This is a genomic window from Acrocarpospora catenulata, from assembly GCF_018476525.1.
GTDB lineage: Bacteria > Actinomycetota > Actinomycetes > Streptosporangiales > Streptosporangiaceae > Acrocarpospora > Acrocarpospora catenulata.
Genome location: NZ_JAHCST010000025.1, coordinates 66259 through 92106, shown reverse-complemented (window position 1 = coordinate 92106; position 25848 = coordinate 66259). Strand labels below are relative to the sequence as shown.

Annotated in this window: 20 protein-coding genes and 2 CRISPR repeat arrays; of the genes, 12 read left to right on the top strand and 8 right to left on the bottom strand. The window is 68.5% G+C overall.

What is annotated here, in order from left to right:
* Positions 1–142: 142 nt before the first annotated feature.
* The 4 genes from KIP79_RS49005 to KIP79_RS24755 form a co-directional block, all read right to left on the bottom strand.
* Complete coding sequence (locus KIP79_RS49005; protein WP_214107302.1) at positions 143–2650, bottom strand: ABC transporter permease; 2508 nt, start codon at positions 2648–2650, stop codon at positions 143–145.
* Positions 2647–3339: an ABC transporter ATP-binding protein gene (locus KIP79_RS24765; RefSeq protein WP_214107301.1), complete on the bottom strand. Its 693-nt coding sequence runs from the start codon at positions 3337–3339 to the stop codon at positions 2647–2649. The genes KIP79_RS49005 and KIP79_RS24765 overlap by 4 nt, the downstream gene beginning before the upstream one ends.
* On the bottom strand, positions 3336–3845 hold the full coding sequence (locus tag KIP79_RS24760; RefSeq protein ID WP_214107300.1) for a PadR family transcriptional regulator: 510 nt from the start codon (positions 3843–3845) through the stop codon (positions 3336–3338). Before KIP79_RS24760 ends, KIP79_RS24765 begins: the two co-directional genes overlap by 4 nt.
* A 333-nt stretch (positions 3846–4178) precedes the next feature.
* The gene (locus KIP79_RS24755; RefSeq protein ID WP_308169870.1) at positions 4179–4457 is read right to left on the bottom strand and encodes an ArsR/SmtB family transcription factor; all 279 of its coding nucleotides are present in this window, start codon (positions 4455–4457) and stop codon (positions 4179–4181) included.
* A 60-nt stretch (positions 4458–4517) separates the two neighbouring features.
* Here KIP79_RS24755 and KIP79_RS24750 point away from each other — a divergent pair, with 60 nt between their 5' ends.
* The gene (locus tag KIP79_RS24750) at positions 4518–5531 is read left to right on the top strand and encodes a questin oxidase family protein (RefSeq protein WP_214107298.1); all 1014 of its coding nucleotides are present in this window, start codon (positions 4518–4520) and stop codon (positions 5529–5531) included.
* A gap of 48 nt (positions 5532–5579) precedes the next feature.
* Here the strand turns inward: KIP79_RS24750 and KIP79_RS24745 are convergent, their stop codons facing one another.
* Both KIP79_RS24745 and KIP79_RS24740 read right to left on the bottom strand, forming a co-directional pair.
* Positions 5580–6827 carry a glycosyltransferase gene (locus tag KIP79_RS24745; protein ID WP_214107297.1) on the bottom strand — a complete coding sequence of 416 codons (1248 nt, stop codon included), beginning with the start codon at positions 6825–6827 and terminating at the stop codon, positions 5580–5582.
* Positions 6824–7426 (bottom strand): TetR/AcrR family transcriptional regulator, encoded by a 603-nt coding sequence (locus KIP79_RS24740; protein WP_214107296.1) that lies wholly within the window; start codon positions 7424–7426, stop codon positions 6824–6826. Before KIP79_RS24740 ends, KIP79_RS24745 begins: the two co-directional genes overlap by 4 nt.
* A 9-nt stretch (positions 7427–7435) precedes the next feature.
* Here KIP79_RS24740 and KIP79_RS24735 point away from each other — a divergent pair, with 9 nt between their 5' ends.
* From KIP79_RS24735 to KIP79_RS24725, 3 genes are all read left to right on the top strand, one after another.
* Entirely contained in the window at positions 7436–7642 is a 207-nt protein-coding gene (locus tag KIP79_RS24735) for a hypothetical protein (protein ID WP_214107295.1), read from the top strand.
* A gap of 453 nt (positions 7643–8095) precedes the next feature.
* The gene (locus KIP79_RS24730; RefSeq protein ID WP_214107294.1) at positions 8096–8848 is read left to right on the top strand and encodes a DUF2637 domain-containing protein; all 753 of its coding nucleotides are present in this window, start codon (positions 8096–8098) and stop codon (positions 8846–8848) included.
* A gap of 301 nt (positions 8849–9149) precedes the next feature.
* Positions 9150–9422, top strand: a complete 273-nt coding sequence (locus KIP79_RS24725; protein ID WP_214107293.1) for a DUF6879 family protein — start codon at positions 9150–9152, stop codon at positions 9420–9422.
* Between the two features lie 329 nt (positions 9423–9751).
* Positions 9752–11556: direct repeats of the CRISPR family, unit length 37 nt; unit sequence CCAGCACCGGCCCCCCGTGGTCGGTGAGGATCGCAAC.
* A gap of 111 nt (positions 11557–11667) precedes the next feature.
* A CRISPR array of direct repeats spans positions 11668–12376; the repeat unit is 37 nt; unit sequence CCAGCACCGGCCCCCCGTGGTCGGTGAGGATCGCAAC.
* Positions 12377–14472: 2096 nt separating this feature from the next.
* Here KIP79_RS24725 and KIP79_RS24720 read toward each other — a convergent pair.
* A complete protein-coding gene (locus KIP79_RS24720) occupies positions 14473–14928 on the bottom strand; it encodes an NUDIX domain-containing protein (protein WP_308169869.1) in 456 nt (151 codons plus the stop codon).
* Positions 14929–15197: 269 nt separating this feature from the next.
* Positions 15198–15947 carry a GntR family transcriptional regulator gene (locus tag KIP79_RS24715; RefSeq protein WP_214107292.1) on the bottom strand — a complete coding sequence of 250 codons (750 nt, stop codon included), beginning with the start codon at positions 15945–15947 and terminating at the stop codon, positions 15198–15200.
* Positions 15948–16140: 193 nt separating this feature from the next.
* Between KIP79_RS24715 and KIP79_RS24710 the strand changes: the two genes are divergently transcribed.
* The 8 genes from KIP79_RS24710 to cas1c all read left to right on the top strand — a co-directional run bounded on the left by KIP79_RS24710 (position 16141) and on the right by cas1c (position 25847).
* On the top strand, positions 16141–16566 hold the full coding sequence (locus KIP79_RS24710) for a glycine-rich domain-containing protein (RefSeq protein WP_214107291.1): 426 nt from the start codon (positions 16141–16143) through the stop codon (positions 16564–16566).
* Between the two features lies 1 nt (position 16567).
* The gene (locus KIP79_RS24705) at positions 16568–17455 is read left to right on the top strand and encodes a phosphotransferase (protein ID WP_214107290.1); all 888 of its coding nucleotides are present in this window, start codon (positions 16568–16570) and stop codon (positions 17453–17455) included.
* Positions 17456–18359: 904 nt separating this feature from the next.
* Positions 18360–20627 carry a CRISPR-associated helicase Cas3' gene (gene cas3, locus KIP79_RS24700; RefSeq protein ID WP_214107289.1) on the top strand — a complete coding sequence of 756 codons (2268 nt, stop codon included), beginning with the start codon at positions 18360–18362 and terminating at the stop codon, positions 20625–20627.
* 203 nt (positions 20628–20830) lie between these two features.
* Complete coding sequence (cas5c, locus tag KIP79_RS24695) at positions 20831–21514, top strand: type I-C CRISPR-associated protein Cas5c (protein WP_214107288.1); 684 nt, start codon at positions 20831–20833, stop codon at positions 21512–21514.
* A complete protein-coding gene (gene cas8c, locus KIP79_RS24690) occupies positions 21511–23310 on the top strand; it encodes a type I-C CRISPR-associated protein Cas8c/Csd1 (protein WP_214107287.1) in 1800 nt (599 codons plus the stop codon). The genes cas5c and cas8c overlap by 4 nt, the downstream gene beginning before the upstream one ends.
* Positions 23307–24188, top strand: coding sequence for a type I-C CRISPR-associated protein Cas7/Csd2 (gene cas7c / locus KIP79_RS24685; RefSeq protein ID WP_214107286.1), 882 nt, complete (start codon positions 23307–23309; stop codon positions 24186–24188). The genes cas8c and cas7c overlap by 4 nt, the downstream gene beginning before the upstream one ends.
* Positions 24179–24832: a CRISPR-associated protein Cas4 gene (gene cas4 / locus KIP79_RS24680; RefSeq protein ID WP_214107285.1), complete on the top strand. Its 654-nt coding sequence runs from the start codon at positions 24179–24181 to the stop codon at positions 24830–24832. Before cas7c ends, cas4 begins: the two co-directional genes overlap by 10 nt.
* Positions 24822–25847, top strand: a complete 1026-nt coding sequence (cas1c, locus tag KIP79_RS24675) for a type I-C CRISPR-associated endonuclease Cas1c (RefSeq protein WP_214107284.1) — start codon at positions 24822–24824, stop codon at positions 25845–25847. Before cas4 ends, cas1c begins: the two co-directional genes overlap by 11 nt.
* The last annotated feature ends 1 nt before the right edge of the window (position 25848 follow it).

Genomic DNA, 25848 nt, shown 5'->3' with positions numbered 1-25848 from the left:
TCCGCATAGTCCAGGCGGGGAGCGCCATTGCTCCCTGCTCGCGCCGCTAGTAGAGGAGATCGGCGCCGGAGCTGCGCTGAGCCCCGGCAGCGGACATGACCGAATGGCGTACGCGGTGGTCGCGAGCAGTCCAGGATCCGTGTCACAGGAGCCGGCGGGCGAGGGGCAGTCTGGTCCGGGTGATCAGTGCCGCCACCGTCGCCAGAACGGGTAGCCCCACCGCCACAGCGATCACGAATGACCACGGTATGGCGATCGTGGCGGGATCTCCGGCGCCGTGCGTCGTCATCGGCCGGCTCAGCGCCACGCCCGTCACCGTCCCCGCGACCAGCCCCACCAGCGCGCCGAGCCCGGATATGTAGAGGGCCTGGCCGGCCACGACCATCCGCAACGTGCCCGGCGGTGCGCCGATGGCCATCATCGTCGCCCGCTCAGGCCGCATGTCGGCGGCTGCCAGGCGGGTGGCGACCAGCGTGCCACCGACGACGAGGATGAGAGCGCCACCGAGCCAGCCCCACAAGCTGGGGTCGGGCACGTTGCGATAGCCCTCTTCGGAGGCGACCGAAACGCGGGGGGTCACCTTGCCAAGATCGCGCCACAATGTCGAGTCGGCCGGTGGCCGGTACATGGCATAGAGCTGACGCTCCTTCGTCGAGAAGCCGGCCTGCTCGACCAGGGCGCGCGGCAGCAGGGCCCCGCCCTGGTACTCGTCGGCGGGTGTGGCCAGCACCGCCGGCACTTCAAGCTTGCGCGCGGGGCCGGACGTGGAGCCCGCCCGCAGCGCCAGCTTGCCATTCCGCACCGCGGCCGCGTCGAACACCACGGCCTTGCCGCTCGCCAGCGCCGCGGCCGCCCGCGGATCGTGGCGCCCTTGCAGGAGCCTGAGCAGAGCCTCGTCGCCGACGGCCGCCGTGCGGCGCGTCCGTGTCCCATTCCATCGCACCGTGTATCGCAACGCGTAGCGGCGGCCCTGGGCGTCCTGCACCTGATAGCCGGCGGCCAGCGGCACGCCCGGCAACTGGCGGCCCGCCTCGGCGCGAAGCCGGTTCCAGGTCGCGTCGGCCATGGTGCCGCCCCAGATCGCCAGCATGCCGGTCGGGCGCGCCGAGGTGTAGGCGTTGCGCCGATCCATGTATTCGCTGTAGGTGCCGATGCCCGTCGCCACGACCGTGGCCGTGACTGCCATGACCGCCGCCACGGCGCTCGCCGTACGGGATCGGTGGCGGACCGCGTCGCGGACGGACACCCGCAGCGGAAGCCGCAACCGCGCGGCCACCCGTCCCGTGAGGCGGACCAGCCATGGCGTCAGCACCACCAGCCCGATCATGACCAGCACCGCGGCGGCCCACACCCACATCGATCCCGGCTGGCGCCGCGCCACCACGGTCGCCCCCAGCCCGGCCAGCACCAGCCCGGCCCCCACCAGAGGCCATCCCGGCCGATCGGCCACCGCGGGCGCGCGGCCGGCCAGCACGGTCGCATTGTCCTGCCGAGCCGCCTGTACGGCAGGCACCAGCGCCGCCACGACCCCGGCGATCAGGCCCAGCGCGGCGACGCCCAGAACCGGCGCCCACGGCACATCGGGCGGGCCGACCTGCCCTCCCCAGCGCGCCGCCGCGACCGGGGCGCCCAGCACGCCGGCCCCGACGCCCAGCGCCGTCGCCACGAGGGTGGCCGCACCGCCGAGGACCAGTCCGTCGGCCAGCACGATCGTCCGCAGGTGCCCGGCGGAGCCGCCCTGCGCCGCGATCTCGGCCAGTTCCCGGCGCCGTCTCCTGAGGCCCACGGCGAAGGCGGGCCCGGCCAGCAGTACGGTCTCCAGCAGCACCATGATCACCATGGCGCCGAGCCCGACCGTCTGCGGGATGTCCAAGGGGGAGAAACGAACCAGGGCGCGCGGCCAGTCCGAGATCATGGCGCGGGAGGTGACGTACAGGCCGGCCGTGTTCAACGCGGGCACGTCGGTCCAGGACACGGGCTTCGCGGTGTCGGCGAGCCAGCCGGAACCGTACGAGTCCGGAGACCAGAACTCATCCAGGGGTGCCAGCGGCAGGTCCGGGCCCACGACCTCGCGAAGCGAGGGCCGGTGCGGGTGCTCGACCACGCCGACCACCGTCAGCGGCGCCGCGCCGGACGGCCGCAGGATGTCCCCGGGCCGCAGGCCGAGCGCGGGTGTCACCGCGACCTCGCGGGCGGCGGGGAATCTGCCCTCGCTCAATGTCAGCATCCCCGAGGTGAGGGGATCGCGCAGGTCGGTCTCCAGCGCGTCGACCCGTTCGGCGCCCAGTCGGAGCACGCCGGAGTTGAAGGGGATCAACCGGGTGCCCGGTCCGAGCAGGGCCGCCACCTCGGCGGTGCTCAGCTCGGGAGCGGCCGCTCCGTCGTCGCCGCCTCCCGTGTTCCAGCTCGCCCCGTTCGGCTCCTGCTGGAGCACCGTACCCTCAGGTATCTGGAGAAGGCGGGCGTCGGCCGTGCCGAGCGCGGCCACCAGCCCCTCCCGAGCGGTGACGGTCATGGTCTCGGTGAGGGTGAAGACCCCCGTGATCACCAGGACGGGCAGGCCGATCATCACCATGATGAGCGCGCTTCGCCCCCGGGAACGCCACGCGTTTCTGCGGGAGAGGCGCAGCGCGACCAGTACGGCGCTCATCGGGCGCTCACCAGCGACACGTCCGTGGTGTCCGCGATCATCCCGTCGCGGAGGAACACCACACGGTCGGCCCAGGCGGCGTAGCGCGGCTCGTGAGTGACCAGCAGGACCGCCGCGCCCGCGTCACAGCGAGCCCGTAACGTCTGCAGGATCTCGTCGCCGGTGCGCGTGTCGAGCGCGCCGGTCGGTTCGTCGGCCAGCAGCAGGCGCCGCTCGCCGACCAGAGCGCGGGCGATCGCGACCCGCTGACGCTGGCCACCGGACAGCTCGCCGGGGAAGCGGTCGGCCAGGTCCGCCACGTCGATCTCCGCCAGCACGGCCATGGCCTCCTGCCGGGCCCGGCGTGAGCGCACGCCGTCGAGCTCACGCGGCAGCATCACGTTCTCCACCACGGTCAGCGACGTGATCAGGTTGAGGTCCTGGAAGACGTAGCCGACGCGGCGGCGCCGCAGGGCCGCCAGGTCACGCAGGGTGGCCAGGTCCTGCTCGCCGATGTGCACCATCCCCGACGTGGGCCGGTCGAGCCCGCCCGCGAGATTGAGCAGGGTCGACTTGCCGGACCCGGACGGGCCCATGACCGCGACCAGTTCTCCCGCGTCGACCTCGAGGTTCACGCACTTCAGCGCGTGGACGGCTGCCGCCCCTTCGCCATGGACTCTGGCCACCTCTGCCAGCCGTACGACTGTCATCGTTCCTCCGTGAGAACGGCCTCACAGTGGTCCAGCCACCGTTGCTCGGCCTCGGCCTGGAAAATCATGGAATCGAGCACGAGCCGCTGGGCCACGCCGTCCGTGGCGGCTCGCTTGGCCCGGGTCAGCCGCTGAAGGGCTCGCATGGTCGCCGTCCGCTGCTTGTGGATGACCTCGGAGACGTCCACCTCCTTGGCCGCGACGGCCATGGCCAGTTTGATGACCAGCTCGTCCCGCGGCCGGTCGGACGGGACGACGGGGGTGCTGAACCATCGCGCCATCTCCTCCCGGCCGGCCGCGGTGATCGTGTAGACGACCCGGCCCTGCTCGTCCGACTCGCCCGGCTTGACCAGACCGTCGCGCTCCAAGCGGGACAGCGTCGTGTAGACCTGGCCGATGTTGAGCGGCCAGGTCGCCCCGGTCGACGCCTCGAACTCGACCCGCAATTGGTAGCCATAGCGGGGTCCCCTGCTGAGTAGGGCGAGCAGGCCGTGCCTGGTCGACATGGATACTAAGTATGCATACTCAGTATGTGCTTCTCAAGCAGACCGACGTATGTGCAGGTCACGGCGTTCCGCGTCGCCTCGGATCACGGCGCTCGCTCGGGCGGCGGGGACGAGCCTGAAATGCCACTACCGGGCGCGCGACGCCAACCGCATCCCGGCCGTGGTCGCCGGGGCTCGGGGTGAGCGAGGCTGCGGTGGTTTACTCCGGGCACACCTCGGTCGCTTCGTCGGCGCGTCATGCCCGTGTCTCACCCGGGGTGTCGGCCCAGGAGGGCTGTGGTTCTGCCGTGCGGCGCGGGTGAGGCGGGTACGGGTGTGCGGTGCGGAGCGGTGTTACGTCAGGGCGCCTTCCCCGACGGACAGTGCCCCCAGATCGGCGGCGAGTGCGGCCAGCGGTTCGCGGTTCAGTGAGTAACAGATGGTGGTGCCCCGCCGTCTCGTGGTGACCAGCCCCGCCTCGCGCAGCACCTTGAGATGTGCCGAGATCGTCGGCTGGCTCACCTCGAACTCGTCGGTGAAGTCACATGCGCAGATCTCAGGCTCGGCGGCCAGTTTGCGTACGATGCCGAGCCGTACCGGATGGGCGAGCGCCCGCAGAACCTCGATCTCCACACTGGACACCATATCGCCTCCCCGCTATATAGTAGATTTCCTATATAGTGGGGAGGCGATATGGATCAACTGGACGAAGCACTCGTACGGCTGGCAGACACCGGTCCTGAGTTCCACGGCGGACTGTCCAACCACGGCCCTATGGTGGCCGAGGCCCTGGTGCGGCTGGGCGCGCCGGAGATGGTGCCGGGATGGATCTCCGCGTACCTGCCCAAGCTTGACGACCAACCGGGCACCCGGGAGCGCATCACCGACTGGCGGGACGCGCTCGGTGACAAGCGCAGGATCGGCGACTGGACCGCGTACTTCACGGCCGCGCTGGCCGAATCCCCCTGGCGTGAGGTGCTGGCCCAGTGGTGGCCCCGGCTCACCCCTGGGCTGGCGGCCGGCGCCACCCACGGTGTGATCCGTACGGCACACGCCGTACGAGCCGTCGCCGACCAGGAGACCGAACCGCGACAGGCGGAGCTGGCCCATGCCCTGGCCTACTGGGCCGCCGCCTATGTCGAGCTTCCCGGCAGGCCACTCACCGCCGGAGTGCGGACGATGGAACAGGCCGTCGCCGTACTGCCCATCCTGGAACTGGCTCCCAGGAGCCTCATCGTTAGCCATCTCGGCAATCTGAAGGACCTGCCGGAGTTCGCGAACGCCGTCTCCGCGCTGCGCCCGCCCTCGGACGTCCGGGCCGACCTGTCCGAACTGTCGCGAGTGTTTTCCGGGGTGTTCCTCACGCACGCCAGGCACGCGCCGATCCCCTTCACCCACGCGGTGACCATGCCCATAGCCGTCTCCTCGATCCTCCACCACCTACCGCAGGAGACCTGGCGCCCCACCTACGACCGGATCTGGCAGATGTCGGCCGCCCTGTACAGCGGCTACGCCTACCAGGGCACCGTGGAGCCACCACCCTCGGCCGACCCATCCTCCCCCAAGGAACTCGCTGGGCAGGCTGCGGAGACAGGCGAGGAACACGCGATCAAGCTGACCGAGGCGGTACTCCGCCAGCACACCATCACCGGAGACCCGGTTTTCCTTCACACCGCCGCCCGCGCGATCGAGGTCCTGGGCGGGTAGCGCGTGATCCAGCCCTGGCCTATGGCCCGTTTCTGGCGCTTCCGCTTCTTAGACAGGTAGAGAGGGGTCGTCGAGGATGGGTTGGAGTGATTCGAGAGCGTCGGCCGCGTTGGCGGGGTTCGAGGCGTGCGTGAGTTGCCGCCCGACGTCGGCGGCGCGCCGGCGCATTCCGAGCGCGTTGTCCACGGCTCGGCGGAGTCGCTTCGCGTTCAGTCGGCCGGCCGGCAGCCTGACCCCGACGCCGGCGCGCTCGATACGTCGGGCGACTTCGGGTTGGTCCCGGCCGAAGGGCACCGCGCAGAGCGGGACGCCGGCGAGCAGGGCGGCGTGGACGGTGCCCATCCCGCCTGGACAGATCACACACGCCGCTCGGCGGATGACAGGGCCGTGCGGGACGAAGCGCTCGACGCGCGCGTTGCGAGGTAAGGGCCCGAGCTCGATGTCGGCGGCGCCCGTGGTGATGACAATGAAGACGTCCCGGTCCGCGAGCGCCTCCAGCGCGACGGTCGCCAGCCGGCCGTCGGCTTGGCGTTCGGTCGAGCAGCTCACGAGAATGAGCGGGACATCGACCGCGGCCAGCCAGCCGGGCTCGGGTGTCGGAGGGGACCATACGCTCGGGCCGACGAGGGACACGGTCGACGGCCAGTCCGAACGCGGGTATTCGAGCGGCTCGGCGACCCAGATCATCGTGAGGGGCGCACGCGTCGTCCACATCTCGGTCAGATCGGCAACGGCCGACACCCCCAGCCCGGTCCTCAGTTCGTTGAGTTCGGCGAGGAACGGCCGGTAGAAGCGGCGTGTGACGGCACCGACCGCGGCATCTCGCAGTGCGCCGATGACGTCGGATCGGGGCGCGAGCCCGAGTCCGGGCGGGGGGAGGTCCTTGGATTCGATCGCGAGAGGGTACGGCGCGGTCCAGGCCCACGGCAGACCGGATGCCTCGGCGGCCGCGGCGGCTCCCCAGCACAGTCCGTCGACGACCACGACGTCGGGGGTCGTCTTCGCGAGCGATCCACGCAGGTCGTCGATTTCCAGCCGGGCGCGGTCGAGGAAGGTCCGCATCGAACGTTCGAACGCCTCGATCGGGGTACGCGCCTTCCAGTCGTCCTGTTCGCGGGCGATGATGGCCGGCGCGACCGGTTCGGCCGCGATCCCCAACTCGGCGAGCAAGGGGATGTGCTGCGGCTGGCATCGTACGGAAACCTCGTGGCCGCGGTGGATCAGCTCCTGCCACGCGGGCACGTGGGGAAACAGGTGTCCGGTCTGCGGGCTCAGGTAGAACAGGAAGCGGGTCATGGGTGGTCCTCTCTCAGGAGGCCGCACAGGAGGCCGGCTATGGCTTGTTCGGTACGGGCCGGGGACAGGCCCAGCTCGTTGCGCAGCACGTTCCACATCGCGATGTCCGTCACGGCGGTCAGCTGAACGCGTAGGAGTTCCCGGTCGACGTCGTCGTCCCGGGCGAGGAACGGGGCGAAGATCGTTGATACCCACTGCGCGTGCTCGGCACGGGCGTGGTCGACGAGTGAGGCGATCCAGCGTGAACGCTGAGCCTGCACGAGGTTGCGCAGGGCGAGGCGTCCGTTTCGCTCGTAGTGGGCCATCAGGTTGTTCACGGCGTCGTCGAGGTCCCCGACTCGCGCCGCGAACCTCTGCTCGGCCACGTCGGCGGCGAGCTGGCCCGCGACCGAGGTCAGCAGGCCGTCCCTGCTCCCGTAGCGACGCAGGACCGTCTTGCTCGACACGCCCGCGCGCGCGGCCACCTGCTCCACGGTGATCTCGTCCAACCACAGCTCGTGGTACAGCGCGAGTGCCGCCGACACGATCTGCTCACCGGTTCGCGCCGTCGTTGCCGCCCGCACCGTCATCCGGTACGAACGAGACCCCTCCGATTTCATGTCCGCAGTGTGGGACATGAAATCGCCAAGCGTCAAGCCCGGCCCTCGCTCCACGAACAACTGCGCTGCAAGGAGATCCGGGTGGCCGGCGCCGAGCGGTGGCGCGACGTGCGGAGAGGCGAGGCGCTTGGGCTTCGCTGGCAGGACATCGACTGGGAGAACAAGAGGCACGCGAACCCGTCGATCACGATGAACATCTACGCGCACGTTATGTAAGGGCATGCAGGCGGAAGCCGCCGAGACCGTGTCCGCCCTCTTCGCCTGACGTCGATCAGGCTGTGTTGCAACCCCGACATGAAGAAAGCCCAGCTGAGCAGGGCTTTTCCTGGTGTCCGAGGGGGGACTTGAACCGTTCGCCCATCTCCTGAGCAGCACCGACGCTCCATGGCTGGACATCTCATGTCCGGAATAGGCGCGCAGGGAGGCGGTGCCCGCACCCACCTCAACGAGATTGGCTCCTACCTCGCGGCACACACCCATGCCGGAGGAGCCCAGCAACCGCCAGTTCAGCATCCTCAGCAGAGGATCTCAACTGCGCCCAGAACAGCGCTGGTAAGGGGGCAGGCGCTCGGTGATTGCAGCACCGAGCCCCTTTCTTCATCCCAGCAACCTGATCGACTCGGAAGCCAGGCCGCGCGCCGCCCCTCGACACCAGCAATTGCCGAGGGGGTGGTTCCGATCGAAGGAGCCTGGGTCGAGCGCACTCAGCGCGATCAGTACGGAGACCGGATCATCCTGGGCTCTGCGGTGGCTGTTCTGCTGGCGGTCGCCGGCGCGGCTGCCTACGTCTCCTACCACCACTTCTACGGTCTTGCGATCGCTCTGGGTGAGCGGCACGACATGGCCATCCTGTATCCGGCGATGTCCGACGGCGTGATCGTCATGGCTTCGCTGGTGATGGTCTATTGCTCGCGTCGTCGGCTTCGTGTGCCAGTGCTGGCGTGGGTGGCGCTCGCCCTGGGAGGTGCGGTGACACTGGCGGCGAATGTGGCGCATGGCTGGTCCGGTGGACTCGGATCGCGGCTGGTCAGTGCCCTGGCACCGCTGGCTTTCGCGGGAGCGTACGAGCTGCTGATGTGGATCGTCCGCAACAATCGGCGCCCCTCGGAGGCGGTTGAGGCGCAAGAGCACGTGTGCCAGCACTTGGAGACCGTGGTCGAGGTGGAACGGGTGGTGCCGGTGCTGCCTATCGACCGGCATGAAGCGGCACGGCTCAGCTACATCGACAGCCTTGGCGAGGGTAAGCAGCGCATCGGCCGGCGCCCACTGATGCGCCGTTGGGGATTGGAGCAGCGCGAAGCGGAGGAGATCATCGCTGAGGTGGAGAAGGAAAGGACGCAGTCCACCGCTGTGGTAGGGAGCGAGGTGTCTGGTACGGAGGACCTAGTGCCGCCGAGCCTCACGTATGGGGACGGGGCGTAAAAGGGCAGCCGATCGCTGCTATGTGCGGGTCTCGTTCTTGCCTGCGAAAGCGAACACCACGACGGGTAGGTCCGCGTTTCCCTCTCCAACCGCCCAGGTGGAGAGGGAAACGAACTCCTACTCATCCGTTCGTGTCAGGATTCCGTGAAGGTTCCAGGTTCGGGGGAGGGGACGTCAAGGGCGGCATGCTCCGAACGTAGTGCCCGGCCTGGATACTGCCGCCAATGCTCTGGGATATTCCTGGACGTCCACCAGGAAGATCGACAGAAGATGAATCCGCTTTGTGACCTGCCGTCGGGTCGTGGAACTGCAGCACCTCATGGCTGTCATTCCTCGACGTGCGGGCGGCAGCACGGCCCCGCTCAGTACCCGGCGGAAGGTCCGCTCGCTGGGGGCACGCGCTGAGGCGGTCGCGGCCCAGCCGGTGTACCTACGGTTCGACGAGTCCGACCGGTTCATCGGCTTCGAGCAGACCGACGATCCCGTCGCCGTCGTCCGGCATCTGGTGTGGCGGGATGCGGCTTGGCAGCACGCCCTCACCTACCGCTCCTACCTGTATGTCTTCCCCCAGTAGCGGGGGGTGGCGGATTGGGAAGGTTCACGTTGGCTGTACCGAGTTCACGCCATCGGGACCGATGCCTGTCCGCGCGAGCCGGAACGTGGTCAGCGCTGGCGTTCAGATTGTCCGGCGTGTTTCGTCTTACGTGGTGCGACATTCGCCGGGCATGATTTGCCATCGTGCACTTACGCTGAGTTCACGAGGACCATTAGTGATCTAGGAACCCTAAGCAGGCAAGCGACACGCCACTCGCACCCAACCTTCGAAGGCCAACAACCGGACATCCAGCACATCCACAACTACCCCCAACATCTCTTCTCAGAAGAAGACCCTGCTCAAAGACTCCAGCACCGGCCCCCCGTGGTCGGTGAGGATCGCAACCGAGCAGCATTCTCGCCCCGGGGTACTCGGTCACTGCCACCAGCACCGGCCCCCCGTGGTCGGTGAGGATCGCAACTGCTGGCCGGTGTTGCGCCCGTGGCCGTGAAGGAACCAGCACCGGCCCCCCGTGGTCGGTGAGGATCGCAACGCGATTGACCGCTTTCGACCAGCTCAATCGCACGACCCAGCACCGGCCCCCCGTGGTCGGTGAGGATCGCAACCGGCGGGTGTGGGCGATGAAAACCGCCTCTGAGGGCTCCCAGCACCGGCCCCCCGTGGTCGGTGAGGATCGCAACCGCCACGCACTGCCACGGGTCAGCGGAGGCTCTAGGCCAGCCAGCACCGGCCCCCCGTGGTCGGTGAGGATCGCAACTCTGCGAATTTGTGGGCATCGCCTGGCTATACCGGCCAGCACCGGCCCCCCGTGGTCGGTGAGGATCGCAACCCCACCCCCGCCTCGGCTTCGGCCGGGGCGGGGCCCGCCAGCACCGGCCCCCCGTGGTCGGTGAGGATCGCAACTGGGGCATGATGGACCTACCTCTTTCTGCGAGGTGCCCCCAGCACCGGCCCCCCGTGGTCGGTGAGGATCGCAACGAGAAGTGGGGCAAGCGATGACCGTTCAGACCGGCCCAGCACCGGCCCCCCGTGGTCGGTGAGGATCGCAACGAGGTCATCGGCCATGAAGTCGGCATCAGCCGCCAACCAGCACCGGCCCCCCGTGGTCGGTGAGGATCGCAACCACAACGGGAACGCGCCGTCGGTGTGCGCTGGCCCATCCAGCACCGGCCCCCCGTGGTCGGTGAGGATCGCAACCTGGATGTCCCTCGCCCGTAGCGACCACGCCACCAGCCAGCACCGGCCCCCCGTGGTCGGTGAGGATCGCAACCCTCAACTCGGGGTGGGCGTCCAGCCATTCGAAGGACTCCAGCCAGCACCGGCCCCCCGTGGTCGGTGAGGATCGCAACCTGGGAGCACGCCCAGAACCAGATCGCCGGCAGCGCCCAGCACCGGCCCCCCGTGGTCGGTGAGGATCGCAACCATGGAGACCCACACGCCTCGGTTTCGCGGGCGAGCCAGCACCGGCCCCCCGTGGTCGGTGAGGATCGCAACGCTCTCCTCGCCGAAGAACAGATCCAGCGGCAACCCAGCACCGGCCCCCCGTGGTCGGTGAGGATCGCAACGGGGGTCCAGTTCGGAGGTGTGGGCAGGTAGCGGGCCCAGCACCGGCCCCCCGTGGTCGGTGAGGATCGCAACGCCCTTTGGGCCCCCAAATTTCCAAGTCCTGACGGCCCAGCACCGGCCCCCCGTGGTCGGTGAGGATCGCAACGCCGAGGCGGCGGGCCAGGCCGTAGAAGTGGTGGTAGGACCAGCACCGGCCCCCCGTGGTCGGTGAGGATCGCAACGTCCTCGGTGGGGAAGACCAGCCCGGCGCGGCCCTGGGCCAGCACCGGCCCCCCGTGGTCGGTGAGGATCGCAACAAGCTGACGGTGCAGATTTCCGGCGGCACGCCGTCCCAGCGCCGGCCCCCCGTGGTCGGTGAGGATCGCAACGTTTCGGCCGGCGCCGATGTGAGCACGGTGCTCGTGCCAGCACCGGCCCCCCGTGGTCGGTGAGGATCGCAACTGCGGCGACACGCTGCAGGTCGCCGACGGCGCCGCCGTCCAGCACCGGCCCCCCGTGGTCGGTGAGGATCGCAACCCTACGCCCGGAGGAGACGAGTGGGGGGTCATACCCAGCACCGGCCCCCGTGGTCGGTGAGGATCGCAACCAGATCGCATCCAGGTCCGGAATTTCCCGCCCGTCTGGAGCCAGCACCGGCCCCCGTGGTCGGTGAGGATCGCAACTCGTGGTCATCATCGGGCTGCTGATGGTGATCCTCGCCAGCACCGGCCCCCCGTGGTCGGTGAGGATCGCAACCCCGACTGATTGAGGAGACTCTGTTGCGATGGCGTCGTCCAGCACCGGCCCCCCGTGGTCGGTGAGGATCGCAACGACGGAATCGTGTCCAAGTCGGAGGAGGTCATCCAACGGGCCAGCACCGGCCCCCCGTGGTCGGTGAGGATCGCAACTCGACCCGGGACAGAGTGTTGAAGCCAACCCCCGACTCCAGCACCGGCCCCCCGTGGTCGGTGAGGATCGCAACGGCCGGTCGGCAACGGAGAGGCCATCCGTGGGCGCCGCCAGCACCGGCCCCCCGTGGTCGGTGAGGATCGCAACTTCCTGCGGTGCGGACCTCCCCCGTGCAGCTGCACGGCCAGCACCGGCCCCCCGTGGTCGGTGAGGATCGCAACGCGATCGCCGCTGACACCGCCATGGGGGCACTGTCTCTGCCAGCACCGGCCCCCCGTGGTCGGTGAGGATCGCAACGGTGTAGCCATGGTTTCGGTCCCTTTGGTGGGGGAGCGCCAGCACCGGCCCCCCGTGGTCGGTGAGGATCGCAACGGCGAGTCGGCACGGCGTAGCGCGGGCGGCGGGACGGCCAGCACCGGCCCCCCGTGGTCGGTGAGGATCGCAACGCCGTCAAGTCCACGGCGGCCGACGCCCTGGCCCACCAGCACCGCCCCCCCGTGGTCGGTGAGGATCGCAACGCGGAGCTGAACTCGGGGATCAGCCGGGCGGCGAACCAGCACCGGCCCCCGTGGTCGGTGAGGATCGCAACCGGACGGCGTTGCCGTCCTCGTCGCGGCCGAACAGCCCAGCACCGGCCCCCCGTGGTCGGTGAGGATCGCAACGAGTGGGTGGCGCGCATCGTCGCCCAGGCCCGCGAGGCCAGCACCGGCCCCCCGTGGTCGGTGAGGATCGCAACATGGTGCTGGCCGAAACCATCTCGGAGAAGGCCGACCAGCACCGGCCCCCCGTGGTCGGTGAGGATCGCAACGACGGCGTTCCGGGATGGCGTGTACACGGTGGGGCCAGCACCGGCCCCCCGTGGTCGGTGAGGATCGCAACTTGAGCGATGTCGTCACCGGCGGCGTCGCCACCCAGCCAGCACCGGCCCCCGTGGTCGGTGAGGATCGCAACCATTGGTCGGGGGGGTACGTCGTGGGGTACGTCGAGCCAGCACCGGCCCCCCGTGGTCGGTGAGGATCGCAACCGCTGCACGGTATCAACCGTGTGGCTCGGCCTCGATCCCAGCACCGGCCCCCCTGGTCGGTGAGGATCGCAACTTGAAGGTCGTTCATCGGGTGCGCTTGTCCACTAGGTCCCAGCACCGGCCCCCCGTGGTCGGTGAGGATCGCAACTCACGCCGATCGAGGAATGGACGCTCACCCCCAACGGGCCAGCACCGGCCCCCCGTGGTCGGTGAGGATCGCAACTGGCTCCCCGAGGACCGGCTACGGGACCTGAGCAAACGCACCAGCACCGGCCCCCCGTGGTCGGTGAGGATCGCAACTGGTTCGGCAGGCTCCCGAGCGCGTCACGCGCGCTGATCCCAGCACCGGCCCCCCGTGGTCGGTGAGGATCGCAACCTCATGTTCCAGGGTGCTACACCCTGTAAGCCGCGGGCGCCAGCACCGGCCCCCCGTGGTCGGTGAGGATCGCAACTGGCGCTCGGACTGTAGGAGGAACGAGATGTCCAACCAGCACCGGCCCCCCGTGGTCGGGGAGGATCGCAATTTCAAGTGGGACCTGCTCAACGCCCGCTACGGCGACACCAGCACCGGCCCCCCGTGGTCGGTGAGGATCGCAACCCGCTGTTCGTGCGGCCTGCCGGGGACGCCGAGGGCCAGCACCGGCCCCCCGTGGTCGGTGAGGATCGCAACTTCAATGAACTCGTCATCCTGCGGCGGCTCATGAGTCCCAGCACCGGCCCCCGTGGTCGGTGAGGATCGCAACGGCCGCCACCAGCGCGGCGGCCTGCTCAACCCGAGCCAGCACCGGCCCCCCGTGGTCGGTGAGGATCGCAACTCTTATGAAACGGTCCAAACCATCGGTTCACATCCGCCAGCACCGGCCCCCCGTGGTCGGTGAGGATCGCAACCCCGTACCGGGCTTGAGGTTGACGAGTGCGATGATGAGGCCAGCACCGCCCCCCGTGGTCGGTGAGGATCGCAACGTCGCTGGGCGGCCGTCGAAGGAGGACGTCAAGGCGCTCGCCAGCACCGGCCCCCCGTGGCCGGTGAGGATCGCAACAGCGCGGGCCAGCTCGTCCGCCGCACGCTTCCCGAACCACCAGCACCGGCCCCCCATGGCCGGTGAGGATCGCAACACCTACGACGCGAGCACGTACATGTTCGGGACGCTCGTGCCAGCACCGGCCCCCCGTGGCCGGTGAGGATCGCAACCGGGGAACCGCGGCGCACAAGATGCTGGACAACGGAGCCAGCACCGGCCCCCCGTGGCCGGTGAGGATCGCAACTTCGTGCACCACACCGCCGGGCCGAAGACCCAGACCCCAGCACCGACCCCCGTGGCCGGTGAGGATCGCAACGACCCCCGTTCGGCGCTCCACGTGCGCCCATGGCTCCAGCGCCGGCCCCCGTGACCGGTGATGATCGCAACTTATAGGGATCGAGGCGCGCCCTGGGCGCGCTGATGACCTCGGTCCCGCCGCCCTGACCAGCGAACTGTGCCAGCACGCCACCCGCGAGGCCTGGACGTCACCACTCCGTCCCTCGACCGTGTGAGCTCAGCGCAGTCGACGCTCTGGACTGAACCGGTCTGATAAACCGGTCGCGGCAATCTACGTAGATTTCAGCTGCCCGGCGAAGGCCCGGATCCGGGGCAGGTCCTCGGGGAAAACCCCCTCCCAGTCGTGCTGCAGCGGGACCCATGCGGCGGGCTGGTGGCTCTCGCCTACCACGTCGGCCGAACCATCCAGGACTGCCGCGTAGGAGAGGCCGAGCGTGGGCGTCCAGTCCGCTCGGTAGGCACGCACTGTCACCGCAGCGGGCAACTCCAGTAAATGGGCCTCCTGCCCGGTTTCCTCTCGCAGCTCCCTCAGGGCGGCCTCACGAGGAGTCTCGCCCGCCTCGACCGTTCCTCCCGGAGGAACCCAGCCCCGCCAGCGGTGCTTCACCAGCAGCACATGCTCGAAGGTCTCGTCGAACGCCCACACCTCCGCCGCGATCGGGTCCATCGGGCCTTTCATCGCGACCTCCAGCCAGGCCAGCGCGTCATCGTACTCAGTGATCGCCACGCGTGTATCGGCGAGGCAGGAGTCGGTTGTGCGCTGCTCGAGGCCAGTGTGACTCATCGGAATACCGTATCGGTCACGGCAACGCGTTGGGGGCGATGGCTCAGGGCGCCAGCTCGCCTCGATGGCGGCGGCGTCGACGCGCTGGGAGTAGAAGAATCCGGCTTAGCCGGGTGATGGCGGTGGGCCGGTTTGGTCGCCGCCGCGATCATCCGGCTGCAGACTTGCCCGTACCCCTCTGCGAGGTCGAAACCGCCGACTCAGACGGCTGCTCAGGCGCGCGCGATCGGATAGCCAACCTCCCACAGCGAGGCGTCACGACGGGTGACGTTCACCTCGACGACCCGCCCCCGTACTGACCCGTCTGTCGCGGTCGTCGTGCGTGTGACGCACAGCACCGGAACGCCAGGCGCGAGCCCGAGCAGTCGCACCTCCTCCGGCGTCGCAGCGCGCGCCGAGATTCTCCCCGCCCACTCCAGGCGCCCCCAGCCGAGGTCTCGCTCCATCCGGTCGTAGATCCCGCCCTGTCCGGTGTCGGCCTCGGCAAGGATGGTGTCAGCGGCCAGATCCGCAGGCAGATAAGAGGTCGCAAGCTGCGCGGCCTTGCCTGTGGCCGGGTCTCCCATGACCCGATCCCGGATGATGACCTCGGCGCCCGGCTCCAGGGCAAGCACGGTGAGGAGATCCGGAGGGCAGGGACCGATGGTGACGGTAGGCGGTTGCAGAGCGCGCAGTTCCTGCACTGCGGCCGAGAAGTAGTAGCCCAGTTCGTCCCGATGCACCTGTGTATCCAGCGTGACCGGACGCCGGGCGGGGTGGGGCTGAACGTAGGTGCCGCCCTTTCGTACTGGGCTGAGGAGGCCCTCGGCGGCGAGGGCCGCAACGGCACGGCGGATCGTGGTACGGCTCACCCCGTACCGCTCTTCCAGTTCCTCTTCCTTTGGGATCTTGCTGCCGGGTGGGAACGCGCCGGACGTGATGGCGGCGCGGAGCGCGTCAGCGACCTCCTGCCAGCGAGCCATGGTGCCTCCTGTGATGCGGTCCGCCGATTACATCACTACCTATTGACGACCCGCCACGTTCGACTCACACTCCGCAATAGATAGCTACCTATTCGGCGGGGTGAACCCCGTCGCGACTATCCGACCGACCTCATCAAGGTCGCCATCACGAGGAGGGGAAACCCCCGTGACCTCACCCCCAACCCTCACAACGATGAGGGCCCTTATCCCCGAGAAGCTGCACGACCAGCTCACCGCGCGCATCCGGCTCGACCACCCGGAGCACGCCCACCAGGCCGACCGCATCCTCGCCCAGACGCTGGCGTTCCTGCTGGCGTGCGCGGCCAACCCGGGCCTCGGTCTCGCCCCGTCCAAGATCGTGGACATCGGCTGGCACACCCTGATCCTGTACACGCGGGAATACGCCGAACTCTGCCAGCGCGTCGCCGGGCGGATGATCCACCACCGGCCCGACGACGACACGGCGGACGTTGAAACCTCCAGCCCGGCCACCCGGGTCGGCGCTACGGTCGAGGCCATGCGCGCCGCCGGGCTGCCGGTCGACGTCGAGCTTTGGATCCCGACCAGCGAATGCAGTCAGTGCTACGCGGGCTGCGTCGACGACCCGAGCGGAGGCTGACATGACCCGACCCACCTGGGATGACCTACCCGAGCAGGTCCGCGACGCCGTCACGGCTGAGGCCGGCGAAGTCCTCAAGGCCGAGTCCGCAAGCCAGGGACTCATGCCGGGGACGGCCATTCACCTGCACGTCGAGGGTGGCGGTCAGGTGTTCCTCAAGGCAGTCGCCGACGACAGCCCGGCCGCGCCGCTGTACGAGCGCGAGATGTGGGCAGGCGCCGTGCTCCCTGAAGCCGTACCCGCACCGCGCATGACTTGGTCCGCGCGCACCGGCGGCTGGCTCGTCATGCTGTTCGAGTACATCGACGGCCGCGGCGCGGACCTGTCACCCGGCTCTCCGGACCTGCCGCTCGTGTTCGGCACCGTCGCCGGAATGCACCGCATCCTCACGCCGTGCCCGGCCACCGCGCCGTTCGTGGCCGACAACGTCACCGCACTGCTGCGCAAAGGCGCGCACATGCTCGGCCCACGCGCCGACATGATCCCCGACCGGGCCATGTACGAGCGAGCGCTGGACGGGTTCGACATCGAGGACCTGGCCGGGGAGACGCTGCTCCACTACGACCTGCACCCCGGGAACCTGCGCATGACGGACCGCGGCGTGTTCGTCATCGACTGGTCGTTCGCCTCCCGGGGCGCGGCATGGGTCGACGGCGTCATGCTCGCGCCACGCCTCATCGAGGCCGGGCACACCCCTGAGCAGGCCGAAAGCATTCTTAGCCAGCTGCCCGGATGGCAGGACGCGCCCGCCCGAGCGGTCACCGCGCTGGCCGCACTGTGGACGCTGTTCCGTGTCTACAAGGCGGAATTCGGTCCCGCCGAGGCGCGGGAACACCGCGCCCGCGCGGCCACCGCCGGACGGGCGTGGGTGAAGTACCGCAACACGTAGCACCGCACGGAGTGCCCGCCTCCGGGTGCCTTGTCCCGGGAAGCGGGCACTCCTACCGCCGCCGTATCTGGAACGGCCGTTAACGCCGCCGTACGGACAGCCCGACGAGCGCCGACCTCGCGAGTGGCCGGGCTGATAACCGTGGACTAGGGCGGTCACCTCGCGCGGGAGCCGGAGTGGTTCGGCGGGACTGCTGGTCGCGGGACGAGTGCGCGGCCGTCCTCCTGCCGGACACCTTGGTACACCACGACCGAGGCCGCTGCCCCGGACGAAGTTGAAAACTTGATCATCGCCGTCTGCGATCGGGGCGAGGAACACGGCGGACGCCGTCCAGTCAGCGTTCCTCGTGGCGCGCGGATGACCCCAGACGGGAACTGGAATCAGTAGTCAACCCACGAGCCTGGCTGGTTCGAGAGTGGACAAGACCACAGAGTTCGCCAGCTCAAGGGCTACATCATCAACCTGAGCTCGGCAAGCCACCAAACAGTTCGGCCGAGCTGCTGGCCAGGCAGGGACTGGCGGACGAGGCCATCAAGCTGCTGGTCGGCCACCCCGATCGCGACGCTCCGACATCACCTCCTCTGTACAGACGCGTAGTTGATCGACTCGACCGTGTTCGGCCAGGAGGCTGGCGACTCCCGAGTTCTTCGTTCGGGGTCTGTCGTGTGTGTGTCAGGTGTTTGTCCTTGACGTTGATGCGGACCCGAGTCGCTCTGGTGCGAAGGACCTGTCCCTGCCATTTCCCGGAAACGCCGTGGGCTGGCTAATCGCTGTTCGGCGCGACGCCAACCTAAGAAGATGAGCAATATTCATGTAAATTACCCGTGGGTGCTCCGGTATATCCAAGCCGAATTTGTCGTACCCGACCCCTAGTGTTCTGCCCGTCGACGCGAGGAGGCGGGAAATGAACAGTCCTTGGGCTCACAGCGTTAATGCGTTCGGAACGCGTCATGCTCTGATCGATCATCTGCGTGGTACTGCGGAACTAGGAGCGTCCTTTGCGGAGCCGTTCGGCGCGGGACGCATCGCGTGGTGGCTGGGGGCCTTGCATGACGCGGGAAAAGTGTCGTGCGCATGGCAGCAGCGGTTGCTGGAGGTCGAGGGGACGGGCAAGCCGGTCGGTTTGGATCACAAGCGCCTGGGCGCTCACCTTGCCGCTGAGCGCGGTCTGGGCAGGTTCGCAATGGCGATCCAGGGCCATCATGGCGGCCTCACATCACCTACCGAACTTCGGAACTGGCTGGCGCAGTCCACGGCAAAGGAGGCGGCGGCCCTGGCGCAGGCAGGCGAAGCGTTCACGGAATTGCTTCCCGAACTCGCGCTGCCGGAGCGGCCTACTGTACCGACGGCATGGGAGGCCGATCCGCATGTGAAGGAGATGGGGCTGCGGTTAGTGTTCAGCGCGCTCTGCGACGCCGACTACCTGGACACATCCGCCCACTTCGTCGGCCGCGCCTATCCGGCGGTAAGCGCGGACGCGGACTACGCCCTGCTGCGGGATCGGTTCGAGCGCCACCGGCGGGTCAAGTTCAGTGGTGATCGTCGGCGGGCACAGATGGACGACATCCGGGATGAGGTCTACCGGGCGTGCGTGGCCGCAGCCAGTCGCGAGCCAGGGATCTTCCGGCTGGCGGCGCCGACCGGGTCCGGGAAAACGATCTCCGGGGCGGCGTTCGCGGTCCATCATGCCGCCGCCCATCGCAAGCGCCGGGTCGTTGTGGCGGTCCCGTTCTTGACGATCACTGAGCAGAACGCCGATGTCTATCGGGAACTGCTCGATGAGGGCGATGACCGGGTGATCCTGGAGCATCACAGCGGTGTCGACTTCGATGCGGTCGGGCGTGGCTGGGATCGACTCGCCGCGGAGAACTGGGGCGCGCCATTCGTGGTGACCACGATGGTGCGATTGTTCGAGTCGCTGTTCGACCGTCGTCCGGCGGCGATGCGCCGGTTGCACCGGCTGGCGGGGTCAGTGATCGTGCTTGACGAGATCCAGGCACTGCCGCATTTACTACTGGTCCCGATCCTGGATGGGCTTCGCTGTCTGGTCGAGCACTTCGGGGTCACCGTTCTGCTGTCGTCGGCGACCCAGCCTGCGTTCTGGGACCTGAGCCCGTTCCAGCAGCTGCCGGTGCATGATGTGCTGCCGGATGCCCCGGCGCTTATTTCCCGTTCGCAGCGTGTCGATTTCGAGTGGTGGATCGATCCGCAGCCGACCCTCGAGGAGGTCGCCGAAACCGCCGGTGACCATGATCAGGTATTGGTCGTGGTCAACACCACCGCGGACGCGAACAACCTCTTCAACGCCTGGGACGACCAGCCCGGTGTCGCATGGCACCTGTCGACACGCATGTGCGCCATGCACAGGCGGCGCGTACTGGACAGCGTGCGTAAGCGTCTGAGGAACGGCGAGTCGGTCAAGCTTGTTTCGACGCAACTCATCGAGGCCGGGGTCGATGTCGACTTCCCGGTGGTCTACCGGTTGATCGCTCCGGCGGACTCGCTGTTGCAGGCCGCCGGCCGCGCCAACCGCGACGGGAACCTGCCAGGTCGGGGTCGTGTGGTCATTGTCGCGGCGGCTGATGCTGGGCAGCCTCCGCCATACAAGACGCTGGTGGATACCACGCTCAAGATCTTCGGGGACGGCAGTCGCTCCTTAGCGGATCCCGAGGCGCTGACTGCCTACTACCAGGACGTTTACGGCTCGCTCAACCTTCAGCATCCAACCAGTCGTGGGATGCGCCTGCAGGAGGCACGGGCAAGGTTCGACTTGTTGACGGTCCGTGACGGCCCTATGGATCCGGCTACCGGGCGCCGCGACCGGAAGGAGAGCTTCCGGATGATCGAGGAGAACGGAGTCACCGTCGTCACGCCCCAAGCAGAGGAGGACCCGGTCGCTCGAGAGGTTGTGGAGGCGCTGATCGAACGCGTCCGTACGGCTGCGCGACCGGACCTGGCCGACATTCGGCGGCTCCAGCCGTACATGACCTCTCTCCACACCTCCGCGCTTCGTACTCCCGGCGCCATCGCACAACTGCGCCCCATCCTCGGTACGCCACAGCCCGCCTCCTCGCCGACCGCATGGAATGGCGTGCTCGCCGAGTGGATTGGAGAATACGACTCCAGAACCGGAATTGAGATAAATCCGGATATGGAGCGGTTTGTTCTCTAAGTGGGTGAAATATTTTGTCGATCCGCCCTCTGAGAATCGATGGATGGAATACTCTGGGCGAAGCGCCATGTTTACTGGCGAGGCTCGCAATCATCCATCGATCCTCAGATATGCCACGAAATGGGCAAATGGGCGCAGTTGCCTGTCTGTGGCTGCGCTTCTCGTTCGCTTCATTCGCGATACGTCAGTGAGGAAATTCAGCTATGACCCATGCCTTCCCCCTGCCATGCCTGGAACGATCTTCCGGCAATGCGCCGCCCGTCGTGGTCCAGGTCCGTGCGGACGCCGCCCTGTTCTCCCGGCCGGAGCTGAAGGCCGAGCGGGTGACCTATCCGGTCATGACACCGCCCGCTGCCCGCGGCGTCCTGGAAGCGATCTTCTGGAAACCGCAGATGCGCTACCGTGTGGCCGCCATCGAGGTGCTCACGCCGATCCAGCAGTTCACCGTGCGGCGGAACGAGACGCACCGGGTGGTGCCCCTGGACGCGGCTCTTCGCGGCGAGCGCGTGGACACCGCCGCCCACCGTGACCAGCGCAACGCGGTATGCCTGCGCGAGGTGGCCTACCGGATCCACGCACACATCGAAGCGCTGCCCGGTGCCAAGCACAACGCCGCCGGGTACCGCGACCAGTTCCGGCGGCGGGTTAGCCGGGGCGCCTGCTTCCACCAGCCGTTCCTCGGGACCAAGGAATTCAGCGCCGAATTCGGCAACCCCGACGACACGCCTCCGATCACCACAAGCCAGGATCTCGGCCTGATGATCCACACGATCCATCACGGCCCGCCGGTGACGATGGACTGGTTCACCGCGCGACTGGACGCCGGAGTGCTGTACGTGCCCGAGCACGGGATCCCCGCGTCCCTTGAGACGATCGGAGCACGATGACGCTGCTGAAGAGCCTCGTCGAGCACGCCAGCGGCAAGGCAGGTGTCCCCGCGTACTACCAGGACAAGGTGATCCGCTTCGTCCTGGAACTCAACGCTGACGGGTCGCTCGCGTCCGCGCAACTCACCTCGCTCGCCAACCCCGCCGAACCCCGCATGAAGAACGGGGTGGTCCACACCGTTCCCTCAATCGTCAAGACCTCGGGTATCGCCCCGACCCTCGCGGTCGACTCCGGTGAGTACCTGTTCGGCTGGGTGGACGAGGCGACCAAGGACCCCGGGCGAGTGGCACGGATGCACGAGCAGTCCCGCGATCTCGTCGACCAGTGGGCGACCGCAGACCCCGGCGGTCCCGGCCAGGCACTGCAGCGGTTCTACCGCGACGGCCACGTTCAGCAACTGCGGCGACCGGAGGGTTGGTCCCGCGGTGACCTGATCGCGATCCGGGTGGACCGGCGGTTCCTGCACGATACCGACTCGGCACGCGTGTTCTGGCAGCAGATCGCCGGCGGCCGCAAGTCCACGGGCCGGACGGGACTGTGCCTGGTGTGCGGCCAGGTGGGAAACCTGCTTCAGTCGATCCCGCAGCAACTGCCGGCCCGGCTGGTGCCCAAGGCCACCCAGCGGGCGTCCCTGGTCAGTGTCAACAAGGCGACACACGGGTTCGACCTGCAGGAACAACTCGTCTTCACACCGATCTGCGACGGGTGCGGTCTGCAGGTGATGGACACCCTGGAACGACTGCTCAACGACCAATGGTCCAGTACCGTCGTCGGGGAGGACACCCGCCTGGTGTGGTGGACCAAGGGCCCCGAAGCGTTCGACCTCCAGCTTTATCTCGAGCCGCCCGATCCCGAGCAGGCCGCCTCGCTCGTGTCCGCAGCCGCCCGGGGGCGGGCGCCGACCCCGCTGGAACGCGATGACGCCACCCTGTTCTACGCCATGGCGATCGGCGGGAACGTCTCCCGCGTCATGGTCAGGCAGTGGATCGAGCAGCCGTTACCGATCATTCAGGCCAACCTGGACGACTGGGCCACCGACCTCATGATGCTCGACACCTGGTCCGGGCAGGTACGCCAGCCCAAAGTGACTCGTCTGGTCGCTGCCGCCGGGCGTTGGATCAGCGGCAGAAACGGTGCCAACGGCAGCTATGCCAAGCTCGGCCAGCCCGGTGCCGACCGCCCCGACGGCCTGTACTGGGCGTTGCTGCGCAGCGCCCTGCTGGCCAAGCCGCTGCCGCCCAAGCTGCTGTCCCACCTGGTCCACCGCATCGCGACCGACGGCCGCGTGGACCTGGAACGGGCCGCGCTCGTGCGGCTCGCCCTTCGCCGACGTCTGCCCGAACACCAACGGGAGCTCTACATGCCCACCCTCAATCCCGGCAACAACCAGCCCGCGTACCTGTCGGGACGGATTTTCGCCGTTCTGGAGGACATCCAACTCTCAGCCGCACGCGCCGAAGGAGACGAGCCGCCCAACACGACCTTCGCGGACAAGTACTGGGGACGCGCGACGACGAGCCCCGCACTGGTGTTGCTCGCCGGCAGCAAGAATTCCCGAGCCTGGCTCAAACGCATGCGCCGCAAGAAGCCGGGCTGGGCCAGCGCGGTCGGCGGCCGCCTGGACGACCTCGTGCGGCAACTCGCTGAAGCGGGCGGACCGCCCCACACCACCAACCTCGCCGACAAGAGCGCATTCATCCTCGGCTACCACCAGCAGCGCGCCGAGCAACGCGCGGCGCGCAACGCCCCCAAAGACGACAACACCCCCACCCCCGACGAAAGAGACTCCGCGTGAGCGCCCACCTCGACCCTGCCCTCCGCCACGACATCGTGTTGCTGTTCGACGTCAGCGACGGCAACCCCAACGGTGACCCCGACGCGGGCAACCAGCCACGCATCGACGACGAAACCGGACAAGGACTGGTGACCGACGTCGCCCTCAAGCGGAAGATCCGCGACGTCGTCCCGGAGATCAAACCCGCCGACCCCCGCTTCGGCATCTTCGTCGAAGCCGGCCACGCCCTCAACGACCGCATCGCCGAGGCGGCCACCGCCCAGCCCACCGGATCGATCCAGGACAAGCAGCGCTGGCTGTGCGAACGGTACTTCGACATCCGCATGTTCGGCGCCGTCCTGAGCACCGGGCAGAAAGACGAAGGCAAGAAAACCGCAGGAGCCGGCCAGATCCGCGGCCCCTGGCAACTGACCTTCGCCCGCAGCCTGCACCCGATCCAGCCGATCGACCACACCATCACACGGGTCACCCAGACCCGCAGGTCGGACATCGACAAGGGCGAGAGCACCGAGATCGGCTCCAAATGGACCGTTCCCTACGGCCTCTACCGCGGGCACGCCTTCTACTCCGCCAGCCGCGGCCTGAAAACCGGCGTCACCAGCGACGACCTGCAGACACTATGGACTGCGCTCGCCATGATGTTCGACCACGACCGCTCCGCCTCCCGCGGCGAGATGACCCTGTGCGGCCTGTACGTCTTCACCCACGACAACGCCTTCGGCCGCGCCCCCTCCGCCAGCCTGACCCAGCGCATCCGCCTCCAGTTGACCGACCCCGACAAACCCGCCCGCCACCGCGGCGACTACACCCGTCGCATCGACGACGCCGACCTGCCCGAGGGCGTCACCCTCTGGCGCGGCACCGACCTGTGGGTCTGAACCCGCCCCAGGAACAGGGGGATGCCGACCCCGTCAGCATCCCCCTGTCAGCCCTCGAACACGTCGCCTACTGCCGCCGCCAGGCCGCCCTCATCCACGTCGAGGCCACCTGGGCCGACAACGCCGACACCGCCCGCGGCGACCTTGTCCACCAGGCCGTCGACCTGCCCGGCACCCGCAGCCGACGCGGCCTGACCCTCATCCGCGCCCTGCCTGTCGCCAGCCGGGCCTTCGGCTTGCACGGCGTCTGCGACCTGGTGGAGATCACCGCGGGAACGGCCACCCCCGTGGAGTACAAGGTGGGCGCCTACCGGCCCAGCGGAGCAGCCGATCTCCAGGTCGCCGGACAAGCACTCTGCCTACGGGAAGCCGGATTCCACGTACCCGCAGGCTATGTCTACTCGGCCGCCGAACGCCGCCGACATGAGGTCGTCATCGACGATGCGCTCATCGATGCCGTACGCGACGCCGCCGAGCAGATGCGCAGGCTGCTGGCCGCCGAACGGCTGCCACCCGCGCACAACGACCGCCGATGCCGCCGCTGCTCCCTACGTGACGACTGCATCCCCGAGATCACCGGAACCCAACCCCAGCCCCGGGACCTGTTCACCCCCCGTCCCCTCGGAGCCTGGCATGACAACTGAACTGCTCAACACCCTCTACGTCCAAACTCCCGGTACCAGCCTCCATCTGGAGGGCGCCACCGTACGCATCGTGCAGGCCGACCAGCCCGGCCGACGCATCCTGCCGCTCATCCGCATCGACCACATCGTCCTGTTCGGCGGCGTGACCATCACCGATGACCTGCTCCTGAGATGCGCCGACGACCGCCGAAGCGTCAGCTGGCTCACCTCCAACGGCCGATTCCGCGCCCGCCTCAACGGCCCCACCGCCGGAAACCCGCTCCTGCGCCGCGCCCAGCACCGCGCCCACGAAGACCCCACCAGCCGCCTCCACATCGCCCAGCGCATGGTCGCCGGAAAGATCCACAACAGCCGTCAGGTCCTGCTCCGCGCCGCCCGCGACACCACCGGACCCCGTCAACAACGCCTGCGCACCGCAGCCGAACGCCACGCCCACTGCCTGGACCAAACCCGGCACATCCCCGACATCGACGCTCTCATGGGCACCGAAGGCACCGCCGCCCGCGACTACTTCGCCGCCGTCCCACACATGTGCCCCACCGCGCCGGACCCCTTCGAACGCAGCCGCCGCCCACCCGCCGACCCACTCAACTCCCTGCTGTCCTTCCTGTACGGCATGCTCCGCGTCGCCGTCCATGGTGCCCTCGAACAAGCCGGCCTCGACCCCTACATCGGCTTCCTCCACGGCATCCGCCCCGGCAAGCCAGCACTGGCCCTCGACCTCATGGAAGAATTCCGCCCCCTGCTCGCCGACCGGCTGGCCATCACCCTGCTCAATCGCAAGGAAATCACCACCACCGACTTCGAAACCCTCCCCGGCCCCGCCGTCCGCCTGACCGACACCGGCCGCCGTACCGTCCTGAACGCCTGGCAGCAGAGCCGCCTGCGCACCTGGCCACACGCGCATCTCGGCCGCGATATCCCGGCCGCGCTGCTGCCCCTCATCCAGGCCCGTCTCCTGGCCCGCCATGTCCGCGGCGACCTCGACCAATACTTGCCCTGGACCGTGAACTGAC